22 protein-coding genes are annotated in these 24364 nt (G+C 52.5%); 9 read left to right on the top strand and 13 right to left on the bottom strand.

Features of this window, described 5'->3' with window-relative positions; genetic code table 11:
• Positions 1 to 59: 59 nt before the first annotated feature.
• The 3 genes from ACIK7D_RS15175 to ACIK7D_RS15165 are packed head-to-tail and all read left to right on the top strand — an operon-like array spanning position 60 to position 4091.
• Positions 60 to 1538 carry a lipopolysaccharide biosynthesis protein gene (locus ACIK7D_RS15175; protein WP_400156701.1) on the top strand — a complete coding sequence of 493 codons (1479 nt, stop codon included), beginning with the start codon at positions 60 to 62 and terminating at the stop codon, positions 1536 to 1538.
• Positions 1531 to 2868: a polysaccharide pyruvyl transferase family protein gene (locus ACIK7D_RS15170; RefSeq protein WP_080819310.1), complete on the top strand. Its 1338-nt coding sequence runs from the start codon at positions 1531 to 1533 to the stop codon at positions 2866 to 2868. Before ACIK7D_RS15175 ends, ACIK7D_RS15170 begins: the two co-directional genes overlap by 8 nt.
• A complete protein-coding gene (locus ACIK7D_RS15165) occupies positions 2865 to 4091 on the top strand; it encodes a glycosyltransferase family 4 protein (protein ID WP_400156700.1) in 1227 nt (408 codons plus the stop codon). The genes ACIK7D_RS15170 and ACIK7D_RS15165 overlap by 4 nt, the downstream gene beginning before the upstream one ends.
• Positions 4092 to 4161: 70 nt before the next feature.
• Here the strand turns inward: ACIK7D_RS15165 and ACIK7D_RS15160 are convergent, their stop codons facing one another.
• The 3 genes from ACIK7D_RS15160 to ACIK7D_RS15150 form a co-directional block, all read right to left on the bottom strand.
• Entirely contained in the window at positions 4162 to 4953 is a 792-nt protein-coding gene (locus tag ACIK7D_RS15160; RefSeq protein ID WP_400156699.1) for a metallophosphoesterase family protein, read from the bottom strand.
• Between the two features lie 194 nt (positions 4954 to 5147).
• Positions 5148 to 5753 (bottom strand): transglutaminase-like cysteine peptidase, encoded by a 606-nt coding sequence (locus ACIK7D_RS15155; protein ID WP_400156698.1) that lies wholly within the window; start codon positions 5751 to 5753, stop codon positions 5148 to 5150.
• 147 nt (positions 5754 to 5900) lie between these two features.
• Positions 5901 to 6200 carry a hypothetical protein gene (locus ACIK7D_RS15150; RefSeq protein ID WP_400156697.1) on the bottom strand — a complete coding sequence of 100 codons (300 nt, stop codon included), beginning with the start codon at positions 6198 to 6200 and terminating at the stop codon, positions 5901 to 5903.
• Positions 6201 to 6547: 347 nt separating this feature from the next.
• Between ACIK7D_RS15150 and ACIK7D_RS15145 the strand changes: the two genes are divergently transcribed.
• Complete coding sequence (locus ACIK7D_RS15145) at positions 6548 to 7105, top strand: HNH endonuclease (RefSeq protein ID WP_003585610.1); 558 nt, start codon at positions 6548 to 6550, stop codon at positions 7103 to 7105.
• Positions 7106 to 7135: 30 nt separating this feature from the next.
• Here ACIK7D_RS15145 and ACIK7D_RS15140 read toward each other — a convergent pair whose 3' ends face one another.
• Both ACIK7D_RS15140 and ACIK7D_RS15135 read right to left on the bottom strand, forming a co-directional pair.
• On the bottom strand, positions 7136 to 7651 hold the full coding sequence (locus ACIK7D_RS15140) for a disulfide bond formation protein B (protein ID WP_035264342.1): 516 nt from the start codon (positions 7649 to 7651) through the stop codon (positions 7136 to 7138).
• A 316-nt stretch (positions 7652 to 7967) separates the two neighbouring features.
• Positions 7968 to 8438: a hypothetical protein gene (locus tag ACIK7D_RS15135; protein WP_400156696.1), complete on the bottom strand. Its 471-nt coding sequence runs from the start codon at positions 8436 to 8438 to the stop codon at positions 7968 to 7970.
• Between ACIK7D_RS15135 and ACIK7D_RS15130 the strand changes: the two genes are divergently transcribed.
• Positions 8432 to 9619 carry an ImmA/IrrE family metallo-endopeptidase gene (locus tag ACIK7D_RS15130; RefSeq protein ID WP_400156695.1) on the top strand — a complete coding sequence of 396 codons (1188 nt, stop codon included), beginning with the start codon at positions 8432 to 8434 and terminating at the stop codon, positions 9617 to 9619. The genes ACIK7D_RS15135 and ACIK7D_RS15130 overlap by 7 nt on opposite strands.
• Positions 9603 to 9998, top strand: a complete 396-nt coding sequence (locus ACIK7D_RS15125; RefSeq protein ID WP_400156694.1) for a hypothetical protein — start codon at positions 9603 to 9605, stop codon at positions 9996 to 9998. The genes ACIK7D_RS15130 and ACIK7D_RS15125 overlap by 17 nt, the downstream gene beginning before the upstream one ends.
• Before the next feature lie 222 nt (positions 9999 to 10220).
• Here ACIK7D_RS15125 and ACIK7D_RS15120 read toward each other — a convergent pair whose 3' ends face one another.
• The 3 genes from ACIK7D_RS15120 to ACIK7D_RS15110 form a co-directional block, all read right to left on the bottom strand.
• A complete protein-coding gene (locus tag ACIK7D_RS15120; RefSeq protein ID WP_400156693.1) occupies positions 10221 to 11231 on the bottom strand; it encodes a hypothetical protein in 1011 nt (336 codons plus the stop codon).
• 352 nt (positions 11232 to 11583) lie between these two features.
• Positions 11584 to 12219: an SLATT domain-containing protein gene (locus ACIK7D_RS15115; protein WP_400156692.1), complete on the bottom strand. Its 636-nt coding sequence runs from the start codon at positions 12217 to 12219 to the stop codon at positions 11584 to 11586.
• Positions 12146 to 13027, bottom strand: a complete 882-nt coding sequence (locus tag ACIK7D_RS15110) for a nucleotidyltransferase (protein WP_142844746.1) — start codon at positions 13025 to 13027, stop codon at positions 12146 to 12148. The genes ACIK7D_RS15115 and ACIK7D_RS15110 overlap by 74 nt, the downstream gene beginning before the upstream one ends.
• 205 nt (positions 13028 to 13232) lie before the next feature.
• Here ACIK7D_RS15110 and ACIK7D_RS15105 point away from each other — a divergent pair, with 205 nt between their 5' ends.
• The gene (locus tag ACIK7D_RS15105) at positions 13233 to 14369 is read left to right on the top strand and encodes a hypothetical protein (protein WP_400156691.1); all 1137 of its coding nucleotides are present in this window, start codon (positions 13233 to 13235) and stop codon (positions 14367 to 14369) included.
• Between the two features lie 242 nt (positions 14370 to 14611).
• Here the strand turns inward: ACIK7D_RS15105 and ACIK7D_RS15100 are convergent, their stop codons facing one another.
• The 4 genes from ACIK7D_RS15100 to ACIK7D_RS15085 form a co-directional block, all read right to left on the bottom strand.
• A complete protein-coding gene (locus ACIK7D_RS15100) occupies positions 14612 to 16423 on the bottom strand; it encodes a TniQ family protein (RefSeq protein ID WP_400156690.1) in 1812 nt (603 codons plus the stop codon).
• Between the two features lie 17 nt (positions 16424 to 16440).
• Positions 16441 to 17394, bottom strand: a complete 954-nt coding sequence (locus ACIK7D_RS15095) for an ATP-binding protein (protein WP_149742890.1) — start codon at positions 17392 to 17394, stop codon at positions 16441 to 16443.
• A complete protein-coding gene (locus ACIK7D_RS15090) occupies positions 17394 to 19706 on the bottom strand; it encodes a Mu transposase C-terminal domain-containing protein (RefSeq protein WP_400156689.1) in 2313 nt (770 codons plus the stop codon). Before ACIK7D_RS15090 ends, ACIK7D_RS15095 begins: the two co-directional genes overlap by 1 nt.
• Before the next feature lie 95 nt (positions 19707 to 19801).
• Positions 19802 to 20485, bottom strand: a complete 684-nt coding sequence (locus tag ACIK7D_RS15085; RefSeq protein ID WP_149742888.1) for a hypothetical protein — start codon at positions 20483 to 20485, stop codon at positions 19802 to 19804.
• Between the two features lie 554 nt (positions 20486 to 21039).
• On the opposite strand from ACIK7D_RS15085, the gene ACIK7D_RS15080 reads away from it, so the two are divergent.
• Positions 21040 to 21276, top strand: a complete 237-nt coding sequence (locus ACIK7D_RS15080) for a hypothetical protein (protein WP_149742887.1) — start codon at positions 21040 to 21042, stop codon at positions 21274 to 21276.
• A 454-nt stretch (positions 21277 to 21730) separates the two neighbouring features.
• Positions 21731 to 23242 (top strand): alpha/beta hydrolase, encoded by a 1512-nt coding sequence (locus tag ACIK7D_RS15075; RefSeq protein WP_400156688.1) that lies wholly within the window; start codon positions 21731 to 21733, stop codon positions 23240 to 23242.
• A 131-nt stretch (positions 23243 to 23373) separates the two neighbouring features.
• Here the strand turns inward: ACIK7D_RS15075 and ACIK7D_RS15070 are convergent, their stop codons facing one another.
• Positions 23374 to 24216, bottom strand: a complete 843-nt coding sequence (locus ACIK7D_RS15070) for an ATP-binding protein (RefSeq protein WP_400156687.1) — start codon at positions 24214 to 24216, stop codon at positions 23374 to 23376.
• Positions 24217 to 24364: the final 148 nt, after the last annotated feature.

Below are 24364 nucleotides of genomic sequence, written 5' to 3'. Positions count from 1 at the left end.
TGTCTTGCGGTCGCCACGCCGGGTGATTTGACACGGCCGGTTTTACAGGTGGGGGATTGATGTCCGAAGCTACGTCGATAGGCAATGCTGCCCTAAAAGGCGTGTTCTGGTCCATCGTCCAGAACTGGGGCGGCAAGCTTTTCACCTCCATTCTCTTCATCGTTCTGGCCCGTTTCCTCAGCCCTACCGATTACGGCATGGTCGCTACCGCCGGGCTGGTGCTGATGCTGATCCAGATGGTGTCGGAGTTCGGATTCGCGGATGCGATCGTGCAGAGACGCAACCTGGAGCCCGGCGACGTCAATCTGCCCTTTTATGCCTCGGTTGCGGTTGCGACGCTGCTGGCCATTGCCGTCTGCGTGTTTTCTCCGGAACTGGAACGCTGGTTCGAGGTCGACGGGCTGGCGCCGGTCATCGTGGCGATCTGCATCTTGCTGCCGCTGAACACGGCTTCGATGTTTCAGGAGGTGAATTATCGCCGCGCACTGGCTTTCAAGCCGCTGGCAATCAGAACCTTCATATCGAACATCGTCGGCGGCGGCGTGGCGATTGTTTTCGCGATCATGGGCATGGGTGTCTGGAGCCTCGTCGTGCAGACCTATGTCGCCACCATCGTCACGCTGATCTGGCTCTGGCGAAAGCCGCACTGGCTGCCGGGCACCACTCTCAATCCCGGCACTTTCGTCGAACTGCTTCGCTTCGGTTCGTCGGCGCTCGGCCTTCGTATTGTCGATTTCGCGGCCACGCGCCTGATCGATTTCATGATCCTGGGACGCTATGGCGTGGCCGTCTTCGGACTCTACACCGTTGGCAGCAGGCTCTATCAACTTCTGATGCAATTGCTCCAGTCGGCACTTTATGACGTGTCGCTAACGGTGCTTTCACGCGTCTCGCGCGAGCGCGAACGCATGGCGGAACTTTACAAGCAGTTGATCGCAATATCCGCTATCGTCTCGACACCAGCCTTCGTGCTTTTTGCGGCATTGACGCCGGAGATTTGCCGCGTTTTGTTTGGTGCGCAGTGGCAAGGGGCAGATGAGATCGCGAGACCCCTGCTGCTTCTCGGCGCTTTACAGTGCGTGCAATTTCAAAACGGGCCATTTCTCTCCGCACGCGGCCGCCCGAACAAGGTATTGATTGCCGGCGCCGCCAAATCGATTGCCACAATTCTGATGATTGTCTTCATACCGACAGATGGTATCGATGAACTCGTCATTGTTTACGTATTTGGCCAGCTTGCTTCCACGCCCTTTACGTTCTTTTATGTTTCGCGTGAATTGGGCGTGACGCTCCGAACAATAATGTCTCTGCTTTTGCCGAGTTTTGCCGCCAGCGGTCTTTGCTTTGTCATCGTTCAATGGATGCGTCCTGAAATTGCCGCCCTCAGTTTAGGCGATTTCATGTCTGCAATACTGCTCGGTTCCATTTTTATCTTAACTTATTTTTTGCTCATAGCGCTGGTTGCCCGAACGCAGGCGCGGTCGGCCCTTCTTTTCGTCACGAGCAAGGTACTCCCACGGAAGGAAGCGAATGCGTAAGCTCATAAAAAAAATCATCCCCGCACCGCTGCATCGTGAATGGGTGAAGTACAATGAAAGCCGCAATCAGGATGTTGCCATTCGTCACTTCTTTGACACGCTGCAGGAGCAAAAGCGACGGATAAAAAAACTCGCCGCTGGGGATCATATAAATCGGGTCCTGATTGTCGCCTGCGATCCCTATTCCGTTTTTGGCTCTATCGGCGACGATGCCATGATCACCGCGACAGTTCAGCATGCTCGCGCAAGAAATCCTGATGTCGAAGTCGATATACTGGTCGAGGGAACAGGGGCTTCGGATTTGGTTCGTCAGAGGGGATTTAATCCTGTCGATCTCTTTGGCGAAATTGATTTTTCCGGAGCGCTTCTTAACCACTTTGAAGCGCGGCGATACGATTGCGTCGTAGTGGTTGGGGCAGATGTGATGGATGGATATTATCATCCATTGGTCAGCGCAAAACTCCTGGCAAGTGCTGATTTGGCTGCGGCTGCCGGGATAAAAAATGTCATCCTTGGTTTCAGCTTCAACCAAGCGCCTCATCCCGCTCTGGCCATGTTTTATAGCGCCCTTCATCCCAATGTCTCAATTAATGTGCGCGATCCGGTTTCCTTCAACCGCCTGCAATCCTTCGCCAGGACAAACGCGGTACTGGTTGCCGATTCGGCGTTTAGCCTTGTTGCCTCAGAACCGGATGAAGACACCGTCTCCTGGATCAAGCGGAAACGTGATGAGGGATACAGGGTGATGGGCTTCAACCTGCATCCCATGCTGTTCAAAAATGCTGACAGCAGCCAGGTCGATACCATCATCAAGCGTGGAGCCGAGGCATTGCACTTTGTGGCGGATGCACGACCGGTGTGCTGGCTGCTTATGCCGCATGATTACCGGGAGGGATTCGGCGACCAATTTTGCCTTCAGGCGATTGCCGGGCAGGTTCCAGATTCGCTGGCAGATAGGGTCCGATATCTGAACGGCAAGTGGTCCGCGTCCGTTCTCAAGGGCATTGCGGCGCAACTGGATGGAATTGTCAGTGGGCGCATGCATCTCGCCATAGCAGGGCTGGGTAAAGGCGTTCCGGTCATATGTATCGCCTATCAGGGGAAATTCGAAGGACTATACCAGCATTTCGCCCTATCTTCGTCGGAACTGCTCGCTCCCTCCGCCTTCTATAGCGATGACGGTATCAGGAATGCCTTGATGGAGTTCGTTGACAATGTTGATGACCTTCGCGAGCAGGTCCAGCGGAAATTGCCTGATGTTCTCAGCCTGTCAAAAAACAATTTTCAGATTTTCGAGTCCTTTCCAAAACAGAATCAATCGTTCTCATGAAAGTTGCTTTCGTCTCAGCCATTCCCGCCGTTCCTGCTTCAGAGGGTAACCGCAGCCGGATTCTCCAGCTGACACGTGCGGTTCGCAGCCTGGGACATGAGGTGCATTTCGTCTATATTGATACCCCGATTGCCGCCGATTTCGATCCGGCCACGCATGAAGCGGAATTCGGTTCCGGACGCCTGCATTTCGTATCACGGCAGCGAAACCGCTTTGAAACACGGCTTATCGGGGATCTGGGTTTCGAAGCTGAAGTCATAGCCTTTCGAGCCGTCCGAAAGGTTCACCGCCTTCTCGGTCGCGACAGCGGTTTTTATAATCACCTCGACGAGTTCTATTATCCCGAAATCGGCCGGCAGGTTCGGGACCTTCAGCGCCGGCTTGGCATCGATGCCGTTATTGTCGAATATGTCTTTCATTCGCGGGCGTTCCTGGGGTTGCCGAAGGGTGTGCTGCGCATTCTCGACACTCATGATTCCTTCGCCGACCGACACAAGGCCTTCATCAATACCGCGAACAAATATGGATACTGGTTCTCCGTTCCGCCGGCCGTGGAGAGTAAGGCTTTCCGCCGTGCGGATGTGGTTGTCGCCATTCAGGAAGAAGAGGAGCGGGCGTTCAGGCAGCGGCTGGGGGTAAAGCCGCCGGTTGTTGCGACCGTCAGCCATATTCTCGATCGCGGTGGAAGGGCGGAAGACTTAACCCCGAGCGACTTCTTGTTCCTCGGTTCCGGCAATGACGCCAATATCATTTCCCTGAAAGGGTTCCTGCAAAACGTCATGCCGCTGGTCAGGGCTGCCCGGCCGGATATTCGTCTGGTTCTGGCGGGCGGCATATGCGGCAAGATCGAAGACGGGGAAGGGATTCTCAAGCTCGGGCGCGTGGATAATCTGAAGGACGCTTTCACGCGCGCGCCGCTCTCCATCAATCCCATCACGCTCGGAACAGGCATCAATATAAAACTGCTCGATGCCCTGGCTGCCGGTGTTCCCACGATCAGCACCCGGACAGGTGTCAGGGGGCTTTCGGAACGATACCGGCGCGGCGTGGTCATTGTGGAGGACAATGACCATCGGGCTTTCGCCGACGCGATCCTGCAACTCGCCTCCAGCCGCGATCAGCGGCAGGAGTTGGGAAACAGGGCGTTTGAGGACGCCGTTGAATGGAATCGCCAGCAAATGGCGGTCCTCGATGATATTCTGAGCGGCAGGCAGGCTGGTTGAAACCACGCCCTGACGCCGCCATCGGGTCTTATCCGGGTGGTGTGGCCTGACGCGGGTGGGCAACGCGCGCTCAACCGATCAGGTGCAAGCCCGCATCCGAAAGCCTGAGAACGGTAAGCCTGCCCGTGGTGAATGCACCCGTGTCGATGCCGATCCGGTGCGGGCCGGTTTCCGGTTCGGTGACAGGCGTGTGGCCATGGATGACGACGAGGTCCAGCCCGGCCCCCTGCGACAGGAACGGCTCCCTGATCCAGAGCATGTCCTCATCGGTCTGCGCCTCCAGCGGCAATCCCGGTCTCAAGCCGGCATGCACGAAAATATAGGGTCCTATCCGGGCGTAGATCGGCAGGCTGGATAAAAGCTGGCGGTGGGTCTGCGGAATTGCGCCGAGCAGGGCGTCCCTGAATGGCTGCAGTCTCAGGCGGCCCTTTTGCAGGAAATAGTCGATATCGACGCCGTAGGATAAAAGCGTCTGGCGGCCGCCAAAGTCCAGCCAGTGCATATTCTGCTGCGGATTTTCGAGAAAGTCATGGAAGAGCTGCTCATGGTTGCCGCAAAGCGCAATACGGCGCAGCGGCGCGGGCGGCGGCTGCAGCAAATGGTCGAGAACGCCACGGGAATCGCGTCCGCGATCGACATAGTCGCCGAGGAGAACGACCAGCGCGGGTGAGGGGTCGGGTCCCAGATCGGCAAGAATTTTTCGTTCCGCCTGCAACAGCAGGTCGAGGCTGCCATGCACGTCGCCAATGGCATAGATCGGGAACGAGGCCGGCCTGTCGCCAAGGTCAATTCTGCGCCGCCTCCGGTCGTCGCGGGAGGCTGGTTGTTTACGACCGCGAATCCAGTTGAGCACCTTGGGCATAGCTGCCGATACTGTCTCTCCCGCACAAGGTCAAGAGCGTTGAACGCGGCTGTCGCATCACCCGTCAAAGCTGCGTTGACGCGCCGATTCTGTGGGGAAAGAATACCCGCTTTGATGGTCGAAAGATACGTTGCCTTAAACCGGCAATCGAATGCCTGCCCTCCGAAAGGGCGGCTTCAGCCTGAAACCATGTTCTAGAGTTTCAGCCAGACACGCGGGTCCTCGTGCGACTGAATCTTGATCCATTTCAGATCCACCGCTTTCCACGGCTTGACGACATTGGTGCGGTTATCCAGCACCAGATCGCCCTGGCTGGTGCTGACGACCAGAACGGCATGTCCTATGCCATCCGACGTGCGGGCTGTGGCGATGCGCAGGGCGCCCGAAGGCCAGCCGGCGCGCAGGAGGCGTTGCCGCTTGGTCACCGCAAAATCTTCGCAGTCGCCGCTTGCCGGGTTCAGTTTCCAGTCGTCTTCGCCATCCTGCTCCCCGACATAGCTTATCGAGGTGTTGATCTCGGCGTTGATGCGCTGGAGTTCCGTGCGCTTCTGCTTGCTCAGTTCCACCGTATCGCGGTCGCCAATGCGGAGGCACTGGTCGGCGGCGCTTTCACAGAATTTCGCAAAGGCAATGGGTGCGATGGTGGGACGGCTCGTGGTCATGAACTGGCCGGGCCGCGATGCGCCGGGCTTCTGGGCAAGGCCACCGAGCTGGACGGCCGATGCCGTTGTCGCAATACCTGCCGCCACACCGGCAGCGACGGCAAAAATCTTTGCCAGACGGATTGTTCTCTTCGCCATGTCCTTGCCCCTGCACAATTGTCTTGTCTTGTGCCTGGCACCATAGCGACCCATTCTTGCGGGCCGTTTAAGTCGATAGATTGCATTTTAATGAAATCTAATTTTGTGCCGGCGCGCTGAAAAACAGCCGGAAAACCGGGTTCGTGCTCACCTGCAGCGGGTTCTGCCCTCGGTGTCGACAATACAGGTCTGCTGCGGGACAGCCCGCCTGAGTTCACGCCGGGTATCGGGGGAGGCGCGACTGGCCGGCGGCCGGTCGTAATTCCGGTAAACTTCGAAATTGCGCCCGCCGATCGTTCCCTGCGCCCCGCCGCGGCCATTCGGCGTCACTTCGAAATTCTGATGCTGCTGAGCATGGGCGCTCGCGGAAAGGCAGATCATGGCGGTCAGGACGCCGGCCGCCAGGCCGCCCCACAATGCTGCCGCTTGCTGCCTGCCCAACATCATGACCGTTCCTCCATTGACGAAAGGATGAATGCCGCCGCCGCACATTTGCCATGCCCGGCGCGCATTGATTTTCCAGTCGTCCGTCGGGGTAATCATATCACCGATAGTGCATCCGGTGTGAGAAGGATTTGTGCCCGGCAAAAGCCCGAATCGCCTTCCTGCAGCATCGGCCAGCGGTGTCACAACGCCAGGAGGTGTCACCGTGCCGCTTGATCGTCAGGAATGCGAAAAAGGCCATTTTACGGCTCAAAAATTAAGCTCTTCGCCGCTGCATTTATAGGCTTCACAATCCTGTAACAACGGACCTAATATACAAGTGCAGATGCCGAATCGCTCAGGAGAAGCCCTTGACGATTGCAGTTTCACCACAGGCCCTGCCGGCGCTCGTTCTGAACGCAGACTACAGGCCACTGAGTTATTATCCCTTGTCGTTATGGTCCTGGCAGGACGCGATCAAGGCTGTCTTTCTAGACCGTGTGAACATCATTGCAGAATATGATCACGCGGTGTCGTCCCCCAGCTTTTCCATGCGGCTGCCGAGCGTCGTCAGCCTCAAGACCTATGTGCAGCCCACCCGCAACCCCGCCTTTACCCGCTTCAACGTTTTCCTTCGGGACAAGTTCGAATGCCAGTATTGCGGCACGCGGGACGAATTGACCTTCGACCATGTGATTCCCCGCGCGCATGGCGGTGAAACCACCTGGCACAATGTCGTTGCGGCGTGCTCTCCCTGCAACCTTAAAAAAGGCAGCAAGCTTCCCAAGCAGGCGGGTATGTTCCCGGCGCAGAAGCCCTTCCAGCCGACGGTTCAGGATTTGCACAATAACGGGCGGCTGTTCCCGCCCAATTATCTGCACGAAAGCTGGATGGACTATCTTTACTGGGATACCGAACTGCAGCCCTGATCTTTTGAGGACTGCAACGCGGTTTTCCGCTTACCGGCTTTTACGGCTCGCGCCAAAAAAGGCGACTGCCGCAAGTGCAACGCTTGCGATGACATTCCAGCCCGCAAAGGAAAGGCCGAGCACCCGCAAGGCGGCGTCGTTGCAGGAAGGCGCCTTGATGGCGTTCAGATTGCCCAGCAGATCGCCGGCATTGGTGGTGATAGAAGGCGCCCCAGTGGCGCAGGTGATCGGCCCTTCCCAGAAACCCCATTCCACACCGGCGTGATAAACGCCGAGCCCGGCGCCAATCAGCATCGCCACGCCGATAAGGGCAAGAAGCAGCCGGGTGATCTGAACCGGCAATTTGAAGATGCTGGTCGCAATGGCCAATATGCCCAGCGGAATGGCGTAATAATAGGGATCGCGCTGCAAGAGGCAGAGCGCGCAGGGCGTATAACCGCCTATATGCTGGAAACCGAGGGCGGAGCCGACGGTGAAAATCATTCCCGCCGTGACGCCGAGAGCGGCGAGCGTGCGGCTATTGTCGGCGGTGGTCGCATTGGCCATGTTGTTTTCCTCAAACTTCGCGAAGAAGCAGATATCCCGGACGGGCTTTCAAAAAGGCGGGCGTGATGGCGAAATTAAGTCGCCGGTCCTCAGGGGGTGTAACGGGATTCGTCTAATCCAGTCCGCCGCATCTGGCAAATGAAAGCCCGGTAATACTCGGGGAGTGCATAAGCAAAGTTTCGTGAGTGGCTACGTTTTATATCGCCATCAAAATTTTTTTGATGCGCCCGAATTAACAATGAAATTAGAGACTTTTCAAGCGCTTACCGATCGCTATTTTAATAATTCTAATTTTGAATAATTATATTCTGGCAGGTTACATATTGTCTCCACGGTAGTACCCAATTGCTGTAGAGAATTTCGCATAGCCATCCCACCACCTTATTAATTGCAATCCTGCCAAGAAAAACGGACTTGAAAGAAGCAAGCTAAACAAAGTGGCCTCCACAAATGAAAGACTGAGCTTCTGATTGATCGTAGATAGAAAAAGAACAAAAAATGCTATTGTGCCCACCAGAGCCGAGAAGCCGGTTAGGTAACTCGCAACCTTGGAAGACCGAAATGCATAATGCTTGAATTCGATTTGATCGCTAGCTAAATCCAAAAAGCCTATCTGGTCACCTTTCGTATGGATGATTTTTATGACCCTGTCGCATTCTTTTAAGATTTTCTCATTTTTAATGTCTATTATCTGAGATAGAATCGGATACGCAAACGCAACCCCTACGCTTGTTGAGAGGATGTTTTGCATGGTAATTAGCGATACATCAGCGGTAGAAAATGCCATTTAGTCCTGCAACCTTTAAAGGCGTAATTAATGAGCGTGGCTTGTCGAATGATCAGGCCGCGAGCATAGCGGGCATGAGTTTAAAAAAACTTATGCAGACTTTTGAGGGTGAGAACACTCCCACGAAAAATCAAATATTGAAGCTCGCTGAACGTCTAGCTGTGCCTCCATACGCTTTCTTTGTAGAAAACTTTAAACTTCCGCCTTCGAAAATAATCGATTTTCGGGCGTCTAAACCCGTATCTCTACAATATGGAAAGGATTCTAGTAAATTTGAATACCTATTCCATCTTCAGGATTTTCTTTCTCTGCTTTACACTCGGTTAGACTTGGATGCGCCCGACAAAATCTACTCTGCCGAGGCTGATGAGAATCCAGAGCAATTTGCGAAGTCAGTTGAAGGCTTGATTGGGCTGAAAGAAATACGCGAATCTGCACAAGATAAAAATGATTTCTACCGAAAATTTAGAAAATCAATTGAGAGTCTCGGTGTATATGTAATCCAAGATCACAATATATCTCTTGGCATAGATGGTTTTGCGCTTTATCATGAGAACTTTACTTCTAATATGATTTTTGTGAATTCGGGAAATCGAAACGCCGCGGCAAAATGCTTTACGCTCGCGCACGAGCTATCACACATATTTGGTAAAAGGTCGGCTATTAGCAACAATTATGAATATGATAATGAGGTTGAGGCTTATGCAAATGAGTTTGCTGCGTCTCTTATAATACCTAGGGAGGATCTACTCGAGGAGATAGGTAATGGAAGATATTCTTTTGCAGATTACGATTTTTCGAAAAGAAGCGCAATAAAGCTGTCAGAGATATTTAAGTGCAGTGTTAGCGCGATGATGGTGCGCCTCAGCCGTTTGGGGTTTGTTAAAGGATCTTACACCTCTCAATTCTTATCCGGATTCTCCAAAAAGAACTTTCCCGATGCTGAGAAGCCGCAGTCATATGGACCCAAAACGGGCCCTAAGCCCGGAGTTATTGATTTAGCTCATTTAGGTGCGCGGGCCACCATGGTTCTAGTACTCGCATTGGAAAAAGGGGTAACGTCGAAATACGAAATATTTGAAAATACAGGGCTATCAAAGAAAAGAATTGAGGGTCTTGTTGAAGTCTGCGCTGCAAAGAAGATTTATGAAGAGCATAAAATAGATGGCATCAATACTTGAAATAACGGTCGCTGAAGAAACTGCGTCATCCATAGATAGTTCTGGACAGTGTTCACACAAATGTCTTGCTCATACGCCGCTTGGGCTTGCTCAGCCGGAAGCAGACGATTTGCACCGTTATGATCCTGAGGCTTATCAAAAACTCAGTGCATACGGTGTCACTGTTCACGATTTGGAAATTGAAGATTTGGATCAGATTGGGCAACTCTACCACATCCCCGTAATCAACGTGTTCGATAAGCGCACCAGTAAGAAGTTATATAAACATGCTATAGCGCTTCGCCTACAACGAGACCTTCTGATTGCAGACTCGGCACCTGATAAGCATACGTTAGAGAAAGTGTGTGTCGCATTTGGGAATAATTATCATGTCCTTTAACATAGAAATTCTTTAAATTTTTGGATGCTTGCTAATCCGTTGCAGTAAAATTTTTTAAATTTGCGGACGGCGTTAGGATTGGTGGTGCGGCCCTTAACGATTTTCCCTAGCGTAGCCGCTTTGTTGAAATCACTAGCTTATTCGAAATTGATGCTCCAATTGATATCGAGCCGAAATCGTTAACAGCTGTTCCGACGTTCTCATTCCTCTCTTCAGCGGCAATCACTCAAAATAGGAGGAGTAGTCGTATAGCAACTCAAGGCAGCCTCCATCGTATGGTTCGATATAAACATCAGCAGCAGGATGGAGGTACGAGGTGAGACGGTTTTGAATATTTACCTGATTAGGAGAGCTGATACCCATCATTCCCGCAATAGCCATCTTGCGTGGTCCTGGCGTGGAATTCTGCAAAAATTCCCAGTTCGATGAACCGAACGAAAAGCCAGAGAAAACCACAATTTCTGCTTCTGCGAGTTTGGCCTCAATTCGTTGCTGGGTATCGTCCTCTTCGACTCGTTCAGTAAATGTCCGGATTCCCTGACTAACCACGAGCAGTTGTTCGGGAGCGGGCTTTTTCCCAAAAGGGATGTCTGGCTCTGGCCCCGATTGCCATGGCAACTTCCCGACCTTTCCATAAACGTGGATAATATTCAGGGAGCTGACAATGTCTTGGGCAGCTCTCTCGCTGATGCCTAGGTAGGATTCAATATGCCCTACGATATATTGCTCGATGCATCGGTCATAATTAAACGTAACAATCGTCACGTTGTTGAACGCCGTGTGGGCATCGCTAGCGACGAGCCCTGTAAATGCCATTGTGCAAAACCGTGATAACCAATTTTCGGTTTCGCTCCTGAACGAGAAAATATAGGCATCAGTTTCCCTCGGCACGACAGGCATCATGTTACTGTAGCGCTCAGCATCAAGAATGCAGGCAGCGATGGCTACCTTGCCGACGGTCACCAAAGTTGGGTTTTCTGAGTGCGTGTGTAGGAAATTGTCAATGGACTCTGCTTTGTCCATGTTGGAAGCAATGAGCTGCTTTATTTCCCGATACGAATGAGCGTTTTCGTGGCTGGCAAGGCCCAAAGGGTTTACGAGGGTGGGCCACAGCTCGTCTGGGTCCGCTTTGAGCTTAGATGCGATTGAGTCTTTGAGACCTTTACCGAGCGGCATATTGTAATCATGTCCCGCGCCAGCGCCCAAGAAAAAAACTGTCTTCTTTGAGAACATGATACCTCCTCGATCATCAATAAGGTATAGTTTATTCACACCGCAAATACGCCGAAATTGCTCTATTTGGCAACCTGAACAGCCTCACCACGAGTGCTAGGTTAGTCCGAGTTGCTCAAGATGGAATTATTCCTTCACGCTCAAGGAAATCTCCGACTAGCTCGAAGACGCAGATAGCCCACCGGGAGATTCAGAAAAGTGTATCGGCGTCGGATGGCGCGCACTTTACACGTATTGTTTTGGCAGAGGGGTATTTCGCTGTCCTAGCAGCGTGTCGTTATCTTCAATTTCTTGTGTTCTAATGTCTAAGGGATCGTGCGAAGGGTACACGATAACTTTCCTCCCAAACTCGCTACGTACCGGTCTTTTTAAGATTAGGTGGCAGAAATTTATCGATTTCGCCGTCATTGAATGTGTAATCTTCAAGCTTCTGAAGTGCTTCCTGTGCTTTTAGGTAACCCTTGGGAGTCGTATGCGGGGCAGACTTGTAAATTGCTGCAAGAGCCGATTGCAGTTGATCGCGCCTGTCTGTCGCCTGGGTCAAAGGGGTTGCACCTGAAGCCATGTCAGTAAGCAAGGAGAGATAACTTTCGCGTATGATCCAAAGGTCTGCTGCGGTGTCGCGGTGTTTTTGAGCCGCCGCACCTGGGTCAAATCCCTTCATATATCCTGTTATGAAGAGTCCTAATAAAGAGACGAGGGCGGTGCCCAGTTTAATCCAAAGTTCGTCCGCCAGAAGGACCGCCAAAGTACCTGACGCGGTGATCGACGACACGATAATCTGAAGCAGTTTAAGCCTGCGAAGTGTATGTGCACAAAGATCGCCGTCCTTTTCATGTGTCTTGTGCGCATAAACTACGCGGCCAAAGCACTCCCGTATCTGACTTTCCAACGCTCCCGGATTATCCGCGATGCTAGCCTGGATAGGTGCTGCCGAAGATTGATTGCCAAGCTTGGGTTCTTGCCCAGAACTGATTGTCGGTTTCATTCTGAATAGCCTTAAGTGCGTTCTGGTATGCTGTGAAGGCGTGCTTTTGGAAATTACCATTGCGATAGACGCGAGAGCCACTACCGGGAGCAGACCAGTATTCCTGATTTACATCGCGTGTCGACATATAATGCAAGAAGTCTCTCGCAAGAAAATCATGATAAAGGTATGATTTGTCTCGATATTGCCAAGAGCCAATGAAGTTGTAGGCGAGCGTGTCGATCAGCATGCCGCTTATGGGGACAGCATTATGACGTTTCCAGATTCGCATCATTCTGCCAACAGCTTTCAGATTACCATTTGTTTCCCGATTGCGCGCGAGAAATACCTGCATCTCTGAACGTGGGTCACAAGCCCGCCAGCTTCCCCCACCGTTAGAATCCGCAAAAGTAAAGGTATTTGAGGTGTTAACGAATACAGGAAGGATTTCGAACGTGATGCCGTCATCAAATTTGATAACGCAAACCTGCCCGTCACCACCCACATCCGTCGAGCGGTAAGTTTTCATGATGGATTGGCGCACCGCCTGTAGAAGCGCAGACTGCCCGTTACCCTTGTAACCGTTGTATGAATGATACATGTGGTTCGGCAGGGTAAATGAGACGTCGAGGTCACTAACGCCCTTCGCGGCGGTATCTCTTCCATAAGAGCCGACATATAAGCTGTGTGCTGCTTCGGATTCCGTGTCCCAGAAATCCTTGTTCAACTGCCTCGTAATACGTTTGTATCGATAAGAAATCGAGCTGACGGTATCTTTTGGAATTAGGTATTTATCTCGGAATGCGCGAAAGTTCTCGGCGACACCCATGCTGAAGCTTGCTCCCTACCATGTCTGCGTCACCAAACTGAAATAAAACGGTCTATAAGAAAAGCTTGTTCATGGTTCGATCCACAGGCAAAAGTAGAAATTCAAAAGCAATTGCGGGGAATTTGTCGTAGCAGTTGCATCGAAATTTTAATCGGCCGAATTACCCCTATTAATGTGCCGAATCTTCAAGTGAGCGAAAGCGTTGATGCCCGTGATAAAACCCTCTTTTATTTCACTTGATACATCTCACTTAACCCATTGGATCAGAGAAGCGCTATCGACAAAAGAAAGCGAGCGGAACAGAGCCAAAAAATTTTCAGACTGGCTTATGCACAGCGGCACGTTGATTTTGATATCGATGCATCACATCGAGGAACTCTGTGTCCACAATGACGAGAATACGGTTTTATGGCGGCTCCGATTTCTCCACTCACTGCCTTTTGTGGCGTGGATATCCGATGGAACGGTGACACCGGGCCCATCGAGCATAACTTCTATCATGCGTGCCGAGGCCTTGGCCGCCTTTTCCGAGCCCAAGGCGAGCATCGGTAGGGTTCGCGATCTGGCTTCGCGTACTCTCGTTCGGGTGGGGACTGGTGAGGAACTTCTTGGTCCTTCTCCAGATGATTGGCTGCTACTCAGAGAAGAATTTATCAGACGATCCGAGCACTCTCGGAACCTGGTGGCTGTCGCCCACAGTAATGTCGTTGATCTTTCCTCAAAACCACTTAGTGAACTCCTGAACGGCAGAGTGCGTAGCCAGGAAGACCTCGAACGTCAGCTTAAAGTGATAGAAGGCAGCTTTGCGTTCGATATAGCGAAGCATGGCGATAAACGCATCAGAAATCCTGGAGCCGTTGCCAGAGATTTCGTTGGGAAGATCATTGAAACTAGGCAAAGACTACCCGACAATGCCGCCGATTTGGTTATGCAAAGCTTGGCCGCGATGGGCGTTGAAAAAAGTGACATCGCGACGGATATGACAGTAGGCCAAGCTCTTGATCTAGGTCTTTTTTTACAGCAAATGAAGATCGTAACCGCCACTGCGGATGTCTCGTTTACCGACCTAAAGCGTTTGGTGTCCCAAGAGAGAGTTCCCTCGTGGGTGATCTCATCGTCGCTCAGACAATACGCCCCGCCACTGCCTGAGCGAAAAGGTAGCGATTTGATTGACATACATCTTGCCTGTCTTTCCGCGTATGCCGACGTAACCCTTGTAGACAAACGAACATTGGAAGCTTTCCGGCGAGCGCAACGCGCCAATCCTGTTCTCAGCAGCGTTTGTAAAGCAATCAAGCGTGCTGCCAGTTATAGCGATATTCCGGATTTGGTGGGGACATAGTCGGACAGAGAAAGCATCTCCGACACGCGTTGAGACGATTGAGTTTTCGTGCACAGCAATAGCTGCCATTTTTGGCGCTACCAGAACTCTTTACGCCCTACATTTTAGGAATTGGAAGTTAGACTCAATTTGCATGAGGGCCTCTCCGAACAGGTGACCCGTTGCGAAATGCTTACTGCGATCTCGGGCGCTCCCGGTAAGGAGTGCCCCGGAGGGTGATAACATGCAGCGGAAGCGGCGTTTCAAAGTCCTGCACGCTCGATGTCACTTCGACGGTAGATTTTACTTGCCTTTGGACTTCCTTCATACGCGGGATAAATGCCCAATTTCTCAAGTTTCTTCCGCAAAGAGACCGCCGCTTCACCGCGTGCTCGCGCAAGCACATCGAGCAAAACGTGCTCTCGCGAGAAAACCTCCAAGTCGTCGGAACGCACCACAACAATGTGGCTCCTGATCTTTCTGTGCGGAACCGCAGTCGTTGGTACAATGCCCAAATCGAAGAGATCATTGATGGTTTCGCGACGGGTTCCCAACGCAGCTGCGGCGCTTGCGCGATCAAGGAATTCTGCTCCGCACCGTGAAGCGGCAAGCTCGTCAATCTCAACCGGGTCGACCATGATCTTATCGAGTCGAAAAACTGGTCCCGACATTCTAACACAGGACAGCTTGCCATCCAGAATGAGCGCGACGATTTCAACGAACGTTCGATGGCAAATTTTGGTAGTGACCAGTATGGGGACGAGATCGCCTTCTGTTGGGGTGGGCGAAATACGAGCCTCGATGCAGTCACGAAATCTCTGAATCTCGTCAACCGATACCCATCGGTATACTCGCCCCGTTCCCTCGCCATTCGTTGAGAATTGTAAATGTCCCCCGTGCAATAACGCTTCCATTTGCGTCATCGCGCATCCCAAGCGTTCGGCGGCTTGCGTTGTTGTCAGCTGTGAAGCGGCAGCAATCAGCAACGAGTGGGTCTCGTCTTTGCGGAAAACGACGCTCCGGCTTCCGAACGTCGCGATGACAGCTTTTTCACCGCCCTGGTTGATAACGACATCACGAACCCGATCTTCAGGTAATCCGTATTCCTTTGCTGCAGAATACACGGTGTGAACCCGTCTGCGGCTGGTCACGGTCAAGAACGTCTCGCCCTTATCAAGTGGAAGATGTTTCTCGGCGTGATCCTGAAACAGTTCCCTGATCGGGCCGTAATCACCGTCGGGAGCTTCGTCTCGCAGCCATCGCAATGGCAGCGAATAGACCATCGAATATTTCGAAGCTTTACCAACCATCTTCACGACGTACGACGTCAGGAAATCCCAGACGGCCTCTCGCCCGTCAGCAGCGATTGCATATCCAGACGCCAGACACTCGGGGTTCGCCATGCCTCCCGGCACGCGATCAGAAATCTTTCCTTCGGCCGCGAAGTGATGAAGCCCTCCGAGAACCGCGCAAAGTTCAGCGGCAACGTAGAGTGGCAGCGTGTCGAGATAAGAAGTGGCAGGTGGTTCTAACAGTCGCTCTGAAAAGTACCGATCATGCGGCAATGCGCCAGATGCCACTGCATCCTTCACGTTGATATCTGTAAGGGCTTTCAGATCAAGAGTGTCAAAATCCTCGGGAAGATCGACAAGCGGAACTCCGTGTCGCGAGCACCTAGAGATCACGCTTAAACGCCAAGTTGCCCGCATGTAAATGCGGGTTCTAGGATGACCTGTCCCGTTTCGAATGTCGTCCGAAAAGCAGTGCGGACAGTACCTGCGGTGGGTTGCCCTCAACTGTGTACGCTTCACTTGCGCAGAACCAAAAGCAACGATGCCATCTCGCCTGATGGCGAACGCCTGCAGGCGTGCTTCCGACACGCCGCTCCACCGAGTTATCGCAGCGAGTTCATCGCGATCCATTGCAATGATTCCGGCCTGGCGGGTACCGGTAAAGTCGCAAAACTCTGCCAGAGAATGAAAGCCATTCGCCCACACCAACCGCGCTACAAAGCTCTCCGCCGTCTCGTCGTCAAAGGGCAACACGGCATATGGAAGTCGACCAGAATTGCTCATTTTTAGTCTCCTTCCGCCTAATCCATATCAGACAGGGAGTGCGAAGGATTGATGCTCCTCCAATCGCTAGTCGTGAATGGGTTGTCAGCTGCGAGGTTCCCGCGACGGGATTTGTAGGCGGCGGCAAAGTCCCCAACGGTCACGTTTGTCCCGGCGCTATCCAGGACGCGAAAACACGCTTTCTGGGTAATCTTGATCATGGTCCCAAATGCACCCTTAGACGCCACGATCAGCCGGGCAATCAGCTCGTCTTCCTCAGTCCACCCAATCTGTAGCCCTGCGTCGTCTTCCACGATTTGGCGCACGACCTTGCCGATAGCTTCCGCGTTTTTCTTTGTGAATTTCACGAGATGGAAGCGTTGGACCTTCGCTCGATTGGCAACCTCATCGCTCTCCATAAAGCGTTTCATCTTGGGCGTACCGGAAAGGATCAAGTGAAGCGGCCAATCGTCAATCTCCGTTAAGCCCTTCACAAAATCTTGCACCTGCAGTATCGCGCCTTCAGTCCCACCTGTATTCACGTGTTGCATTTCATCGAAGTGCAGGTACCTGATCCCTCTAAATTGCAGTTGCCGGGCAATCATAGCCCATCGCGAAACCGCATTCTGGTTGGCTTTAGCGTACAGATTCCATTTGTTCAAAACGGTGTCGGCCAAGCTTTTGGGTGAGCAGTCGGGCGGACACCTTATGCTCAACAATGGAACCACGCGCTTTCCGAACTCATCTTCGTACGGCTGGAACGCTTCCATTTGTTTGAAGAGGCGTGCGAGGGCGGTACTTTTGCCAGTGTCAGAGTTTCCGATTACGAAGAGAATACGATCTTTCGATCCGCCTCCCCTCTCGCAGCGCTTCGCGTTATTGACGAGATCGGTCACCATGTCCTCAAGCTCTCTGTCTTTGAGCTGAAGGTAGTATTTCAGCTCCATATGGAGCTTGCGGTCCTCAATGGACATGTTGCTGAAATCGCTCATTACTTGTAATCTCCGAGCTGGGAATCTTCGTCGTCCTCATCAATGTCGGCAACAGCCTCATCTACCTCAGGGATGATGGGGACCTCGGGCTCGACAGCCTTCTTTTTCGGGGTCTTCGTGGCCAGGATTTCAGCAGGAAGCTCTCCAACACGCCCCTGAAGCAAAGGAGTTGCCTGAGGAGCAGGAGTTGCCAGAAGTGCCAGCTCACCAGCTTCTGCCTTCGTGATGGCGCGGCCTTCGAAAAGCCTCGCAGTGGCGCGAGACATGTCTTCGGCACTGCGCATATGGGGGGAAATACCACCACGCAGAGCAGCAGCATCTACGACGCCATGTACCCAGTTGATGCCGTCATACATGGTGGGCGCGGAGCGCGCTGATCGCTCTTCGTTTAGCCGCTCAAGTTCTTTTTTCGCCAAGTACCATTCTTCGAGGCAAACATACGGAGGTACTCCAATGCAATTTCCGACCGTCAACCATCCGTCCTCAGTGTGGACGGAAATCGATTCCAGGTCGCGAGGATGGAAGCGGACGGGGAAGAGCTTCTTCGAACCGTGCTTACGGCGGTACGACTGGAGTTCATCGGAGTTGTATGGAATGCCGTGAAGGAAAATGCCTTCGCTGCGGATAATCTTGTCCTTCTTCACTCCGAAGATGTGACGTTTTTCGTGTCGACCAGGAACTGGGCGCATCGGATAGGTACGCTTTTTCAGTTCCCACGCCTCATAGGGCGTCAATCCGTTCAGGCGGGCACTGGGAGTGTTCATGAACACATCGCAAAGCCAGCGATAAACGATCACCATGAACTCGTCGACGATTAGGGTTGCATTAGCGACGGAATCGTAGTCGCGACGTTCGACAACGTTGGAAAACGTGCGACCATCGAAATACGACATCAAGTCTTTCGCAAATGTCTTGAACAGCGATTCGATGAACGGTCGTTTCCATGCTTGACCCGCTGGCGGTCGAGTCAGGGACACGCTGCTCATGAGGAAGGCGTCACGTGTGATATCAGCGATGTAGGGCGTCCCGTTATCAGTGAACACGTTCTCCGGCCGCACTTTTGCGGCCCAAGGGGTCTTTGCACCCACGAGGTTCGAAATGTGTGTCTTATCCGACATTACCATTTCGAGGGCCTCGACTACGGCGGAAGCACAAGGCTTTCGAGTTGCCTTCAGCGCCAAAGGCATGGCGGTCGCGGCGTCAATTGCACCCACGAACCAAATGCGCTGGGGTTTGTCTGCTGAGGCTTTTTCCAGGGCGGTCTGAAATTTGGCAGGAAGACGCAACCAGACGCCGGTTTCTTTCATCAGGGTAATGCAATCGACATTCCAGTCGTCGAATTCGACACGCTCACCGGGGCGAACTACGTCGTAAGAATCCATTTTCGGCTTGTAGACTGCATGAGCGTAAGGCTCGCCTTCATGAGCAGCGAGAACGTCGAAAGCCCTCAGCTGTTTAATCATATTCTCAAAGCGCTTACGCTCGACAAAGATCAGTTTGGATTGGTCTTCAGTTCGCGCCTTGTTGGCTTCGTGGATGCGGGCGTTCGCGATTTTCCGTGCCTTCGACATCGGCACTTTGCGTTTCGAAGCATATTCGGCAGCAGCCTGCCGCCAGATCGCATAGCTTTCGGCGCATTCGACCTGCAAATGGCGGCGTTTCGGACCTTTCTGCTGGGGAATGAGCGCACGCACATCGTCACCACAGCCTTCATATTTGCTAACGTAGGAGTTGAAGCTGCGTACTGTTGGCACTTCAAAGCCGTTGGTCTTCTTACCGGCACGTTTCTTTCGTACTTTCCCAGTCTCTTCGTTTTTTTCCTTCTGAAGCAGCTGATACTCGACGGTCCAATTCAGCAACAGCTCTTCCATGGAACGCCCGCCAGGCATTTCCGCTGCTGGTTTCAGGCTGCGGGGCACATACTGCCCGACCTCGACACACCAGGCACGGTGTTTCAAGACGAGGAATTCGTGGTAGCGAGCAATGGCAACGCCGTCGGGTTTAAACTCGTCGACGGTTTTGTTGCCGAACCGCTCGTAAGCCTTCACACCTGCCTCGGTATAAAAACCTGGGTAAAACTGCGCGCGACCCTCATCGATTGCGAGTTCGATTTCGGTATGCTTGATGCGCTTGTGCGTCATTGGATCGCTCTCGTGAAAGAACAACGTATCCGTCGCCCGGTACGAAATGGCGATGAGGGGGGTGCCCTCATAGACGAAACGGTCGTTCGACGTCATGAGGGGGATTGAAGGTGTGCTTTCCGGAGCGGGGCGCAGTTCAAGCTTGCCGTTGGCGTCAGAGTTGTCAGTCATGGTGTCCTCCTTGGACATAGCTTCGCCGTGCTCCGAAAGGTGCTCGAAGTGGCTGGGCTGGGCTGGGATGGAATGGATTGTGGGCTAGGGGGCGATTAGATTTCGACCATGAACCAGGTCAGCTCATTGATGAGGCCTGGCTCGGGCTTTAGGTACCCAAGGTCGATGAGCCGCCATATGGCGGCCGTACGGGACGGCCGGTCGATGCCCAACGTGTACATCTGGTAGAAGCACACCTTAGCCTCGGCTCGCTGCTGAAGCTCATCCAGCAGAGTTTGAACATGATGGTCGTCGTGCAATTCTCGATAAAACAGGATGCTATCGGCATTGCGCACGACCCACCAAGGAACATCGTGCTCGGTCATGATCGTCAGTTTATGAAAGCGATCACGATACTCGGGCAACATACCCTTAAAGACGGCCTCGACTTCCGCCTTCTTCTTCTCCTGCTTGACCGCAACGGCCTCCCAACGGCCGCGTTTATCACGGACGCAATAGTCGATGGTGTGTTTGTGAAGCACGCCTTCCTCGTCATGATACTCAACTGTCATGAACTGCGAGCGCACCTCGACAACGCCGGGCCGTGCCTTAAGCACCGAAGCGACCTTTTTCTCGGTGCCGCTTTCGTGCTGCACCTCGCGATTATTGAAAACGCTCGAACCGTTCGTGTTCAACAGGTGCTTGGGGGTGACGTTACGCACGCCTTCGTGGCGCAACGGTTCAACCCACAGCAGGGGTTCGCCATCGATGAAAATGGGGGATTGGGGATTGTTTACCATCGTGACGTACGCATCCCGACGATTGCCTGCTTATCCGCGTCCGATCCGGTGTCCTGGAACACCTCAAATCGGGAGCGAATGTCCTCTCCGGCACCGGAGCGCAATTCGTTCAGAATGGCACGACGCACCAACACGTGGTGCAAAACATTTTTTGATGGGCGCATAGATACCTCCTGGGCGCACATGGGTGGCAGCCCATCCGGAGGTAAAGGACACGATGTCCTTACGTCAGATGGAGCTGAGGAAGGTCTTTCCTAGAATGACGATGCGTATCATCTTGGGGCTCCGTGTTTGAAACTGGGACAGAAGATAGTCAGGGGCGGTACCGCGAGTCTAGCGGGGGAAGTTTGTGCGTTGGAAATATGGTTAATAAAAACTGTCTGATCAGGTCGAGCCTAACGCTGCGATATTTTTCCCGACGTGATAATTGACACTGATGCCGCCGAACTTTAACTTGGCATCATCAAAAAGTCGGTCGTTTCACTTCCGATGAACGTGCGGGGTATTGCCGTACCCCGCACATCTCGTTTTACGACAAGATCGCCGGAGCGATCATGAAGTACACGATTTCGAATGCTAGCAGGGCGATGCCTGCACGATCAAAAAGCGACATGTCGTTTTCCTTCCTGGCGCTGCTTTACAGCCTGCGGAAGCAAGGTGTGTTCGTTCTGGCTGGCTTCCGGAAAATCCCCTGGCGCGCCGGAACGAACCAGCACCGGCTGCGGGGTTTAGAGAGGTTGGTCACGAGCGTCAACGACGACTTCATCTTCTTTCGTGTTGCGGTAAATTAAACGTTCGGCAGATGGTGACGACACCCTTGGCCTCCAAAAGCAAACGGAGGCGGAGGTTGATTCCGGCGCAGCCCAATCGGAACGCTGATATCCTCACGGGCGAATCCGAGGGAAATTCGGTGTTCTCTGTTCCTTCCATTTCCACAATCGCCTGAGATTTTGGTTGGCGCAAAATCTGTCAGAGACGGCGGCTTATGGGCCTCTACAAAGAGAATTTGCAGGCTGGTGGTCTCGCCGGTGCGCGTTGACCTGTCTGAGATATTAAATTCCCCGCCTGCTGCTCCACCAGTGTACTACTTCACGCGGCAGATCGCATAATTGATTGAGTATTTTCGAGGAAAGAATGCCGACGCAAGCATCCAGGGAAACCGATCATTTAGGAATGCATCGTTAAGTTGCGACAACTTTCATCGTCCCGTCGGACCAAAACAAACACCATTTATCTGAGACATCTATGGCAAATATTGATCACGTTGAATGGCTTAGAGAGGGCCGCGATGCTTGGAACGGCCGTCGAAAACTAGTGAAATTCAAGCCTGATCTGGCCAGTGTCGACTTTCGTGAAGTTCTCGACCAAGCGTTTCTGAGCGCTCCGCATTCAAATTTCTTCTCTCGTTACGATTTTTCGGAAGCTAATCTCCGCAACGCCAAGCTAATAGATTTGGATTTTTCGAAAGCAAATTTTAAATCAGCAGACCTTTCCCATGCCGATCTCACGCTTAGTAGCTTCGATGGCGCAGCCTTCGACAACGCAAATCTCAACGGCGTTGTTGCTGCAGAATCTTCCTTTCAGGACGCTAGGTTCCCAAATGTTGAATGGACAAATGCAATTCTGCGAGACGCATATTTCGCTCCAGATTTTTCGGAGGCAGACAGCCTCTCGCTCAGCCAGAGGGCAGAGATTTCAAAAGAACCCCCTATTAGGCTGGACTCCGGGCTTCAGGCCAGCTTCAAGGAGTTTTTCGGGGCACGCAAAGCTAACACGCCTACGGTAGCACCGAAGAAAGAGCCGACCTATCTGGTCACGTTTGCGACTAACCGCAATCTTATTAGGGAGCGTGAGTGGGTAACTTTTGGTGAACAGAGAGATAGCAGGCTTCACTACGGCGCTTGTCAGGTTTTGGTCCCAAGTTCACACAAGGTCGGGTCGTTAGGTTCGCCACTTTGGAAACGGTTGCTAAAGGGGGACGACCGACTACAAATTCGACGGATATATTACCTGACCAGCGATTTATATTGGCAATTCGTACATAAGAATTTCTCGGAATTGTTTAATAGTACGCCGCCAACTGTTGTTATCCACGGTTACAATGTTGGGTTCGAACAAGCTGTACTTTGGGCCGCTCAGATCGGTTATGACCTAGGCTTGATGCGGGGGATAAATCTTTTCAGTTGGCCATCACGAGACCAAGTGCATGCGTATCAGGCCGACGAAGCGGCAGTTGAGGCCAGCAAGTATCATCTTGCATCATACCTATTAGATTTCATTGAAAATGCTGGCGGGCGGAGGATTAATGTCCTTGCTCACAGCATGGGGTGCCGCTGCTTAGCAGGGGCCCTCGAAATCATCGGGTCTTCAAATCCAGAAAAACTGAAGAGGTTCAATCACTTAATTTTTGCCGCTGCAGATGTCGATCAAGATACTATGCGAAATGTCGGCGCACATGTGATTGGCAATTCTGGCAGTACCACATCTTACGTTTGTTCGAGAGATAAGGCGGTACAGCTGTCCGCTATTCTGCACCAGTTCGCTCGCGTTGGTTTTTTACCACCAGTGTTTCTAATGGATTCGATGGACACCGTTGAGGTGGAGAAGGGAGGCTTGCTGGAACTTGGTCACAGTTACGTCTCGGAGGCGAGGGAGATTTTAATGGATATGCACCAGATTCTCAAAAGCTCAACGCCTCCCGAAGAACGTTTCGCCATAAAGCCAGGAGTGGCGGGGCATTGGGTTCTCAAAAACTGAGTATCGTTCAATCGGAAGATTGTAGTTATTTACCAATTCTCAAGGCTCTACTCGGTGATGCCGAAGCACACGTCAAAGAAAGTAATGTCGCAAAGATTAGTTGCGTGACGTTCTAAAAATATCGCACGGTTCTAAATCCCGGCGTCCTCTTTGTCAGGGGAAGTACCCCAATATGCTTGGTAACGAGGACCATGGGATTCCGGCTGCTGCCCTTTCTCGGGGCGATCAACGAGGACGGGGAGTGGTGCGGGAAGCTCTGGGCCAACGATGATCACTTCTCCTTGAGCTAGTGAGGGAATAAACGCCGCAGCGTCGCGATCCAGTTCTCCACATGAACGCTCGATAGTCTCCCGGTCGCGGTCGTTCGTGAGGCGGTGGACGAATAAGGTACCGAGTTGACTCAGGACGTCCGAGGGAACGTCTCTGGGGCGCTGTGTGGCTATGGTCGTCGTTAGCCCGTACTTCCGGCCTTCCTTCGCAATTAGACCGAAGGCATCGAGTGTCACATGGTTCGTATCGTCACCAATGGATCGACCGATAAACTGGTGGGCCTCGTCCAAGAAACAGACCAGAGGGCACCTTTGAAAGACATTTTGCCGAGCAAGGCCGAGCAAGTATCGGCCTAGGGTGTTCAACAACAGTTCGCGCGTATTATATTTGAAGCTGACATGCTCGAAGGATAGAACAAGTGCGTGCCGATTAGGATCGTCGATGAATTTCTTTATCTCATCGCATATGTTAGCGCCGTCGTCAGAGAAAAGACACCGCATTTCCGGTGAAGACAAATAGTTTTCGATGCGGACATTCAAGGAATTGCAGTTACCCAAAGAAAAATCGTCATAGTTGCCATACTTTCCCATTTCGTCAGGCGTATGCTGCTTGATGCACTCTTCTTTGATCTGATCAGAAAGGAGGCGTATGTCGAAGTCGCAAAAATGAGAGTCCAACTCGCTGGTCAACTCAATCACAGCCACAGACAGCGCATTCCGACTGTTTGAACCGCACCGGGTCTGCCGGAGGCTGTTTGGTTTAAGTTATGCGGCCATGGCTGGTTCGTCCAGCATGGCGTAATATCGCTCCTCGGCTTCGGCTGGCGGAATATTTCCAATGGGCTCCAGAAGA

It is taken from the genome of Agrobacterium sp. P15N1-A (assembly GCF_044626815.1).
GTDB lineage: Bacteria > Pseudomonadota > Alphaproteobacteria > Rhizobiales > Rhizobiaceae > Agrobacterium > Agrobacterium leguminum.
Note: the sequence above shows the minus strand (reverse complement) of the source record. Positions and strands in the feature narration are given on the sequence as shown.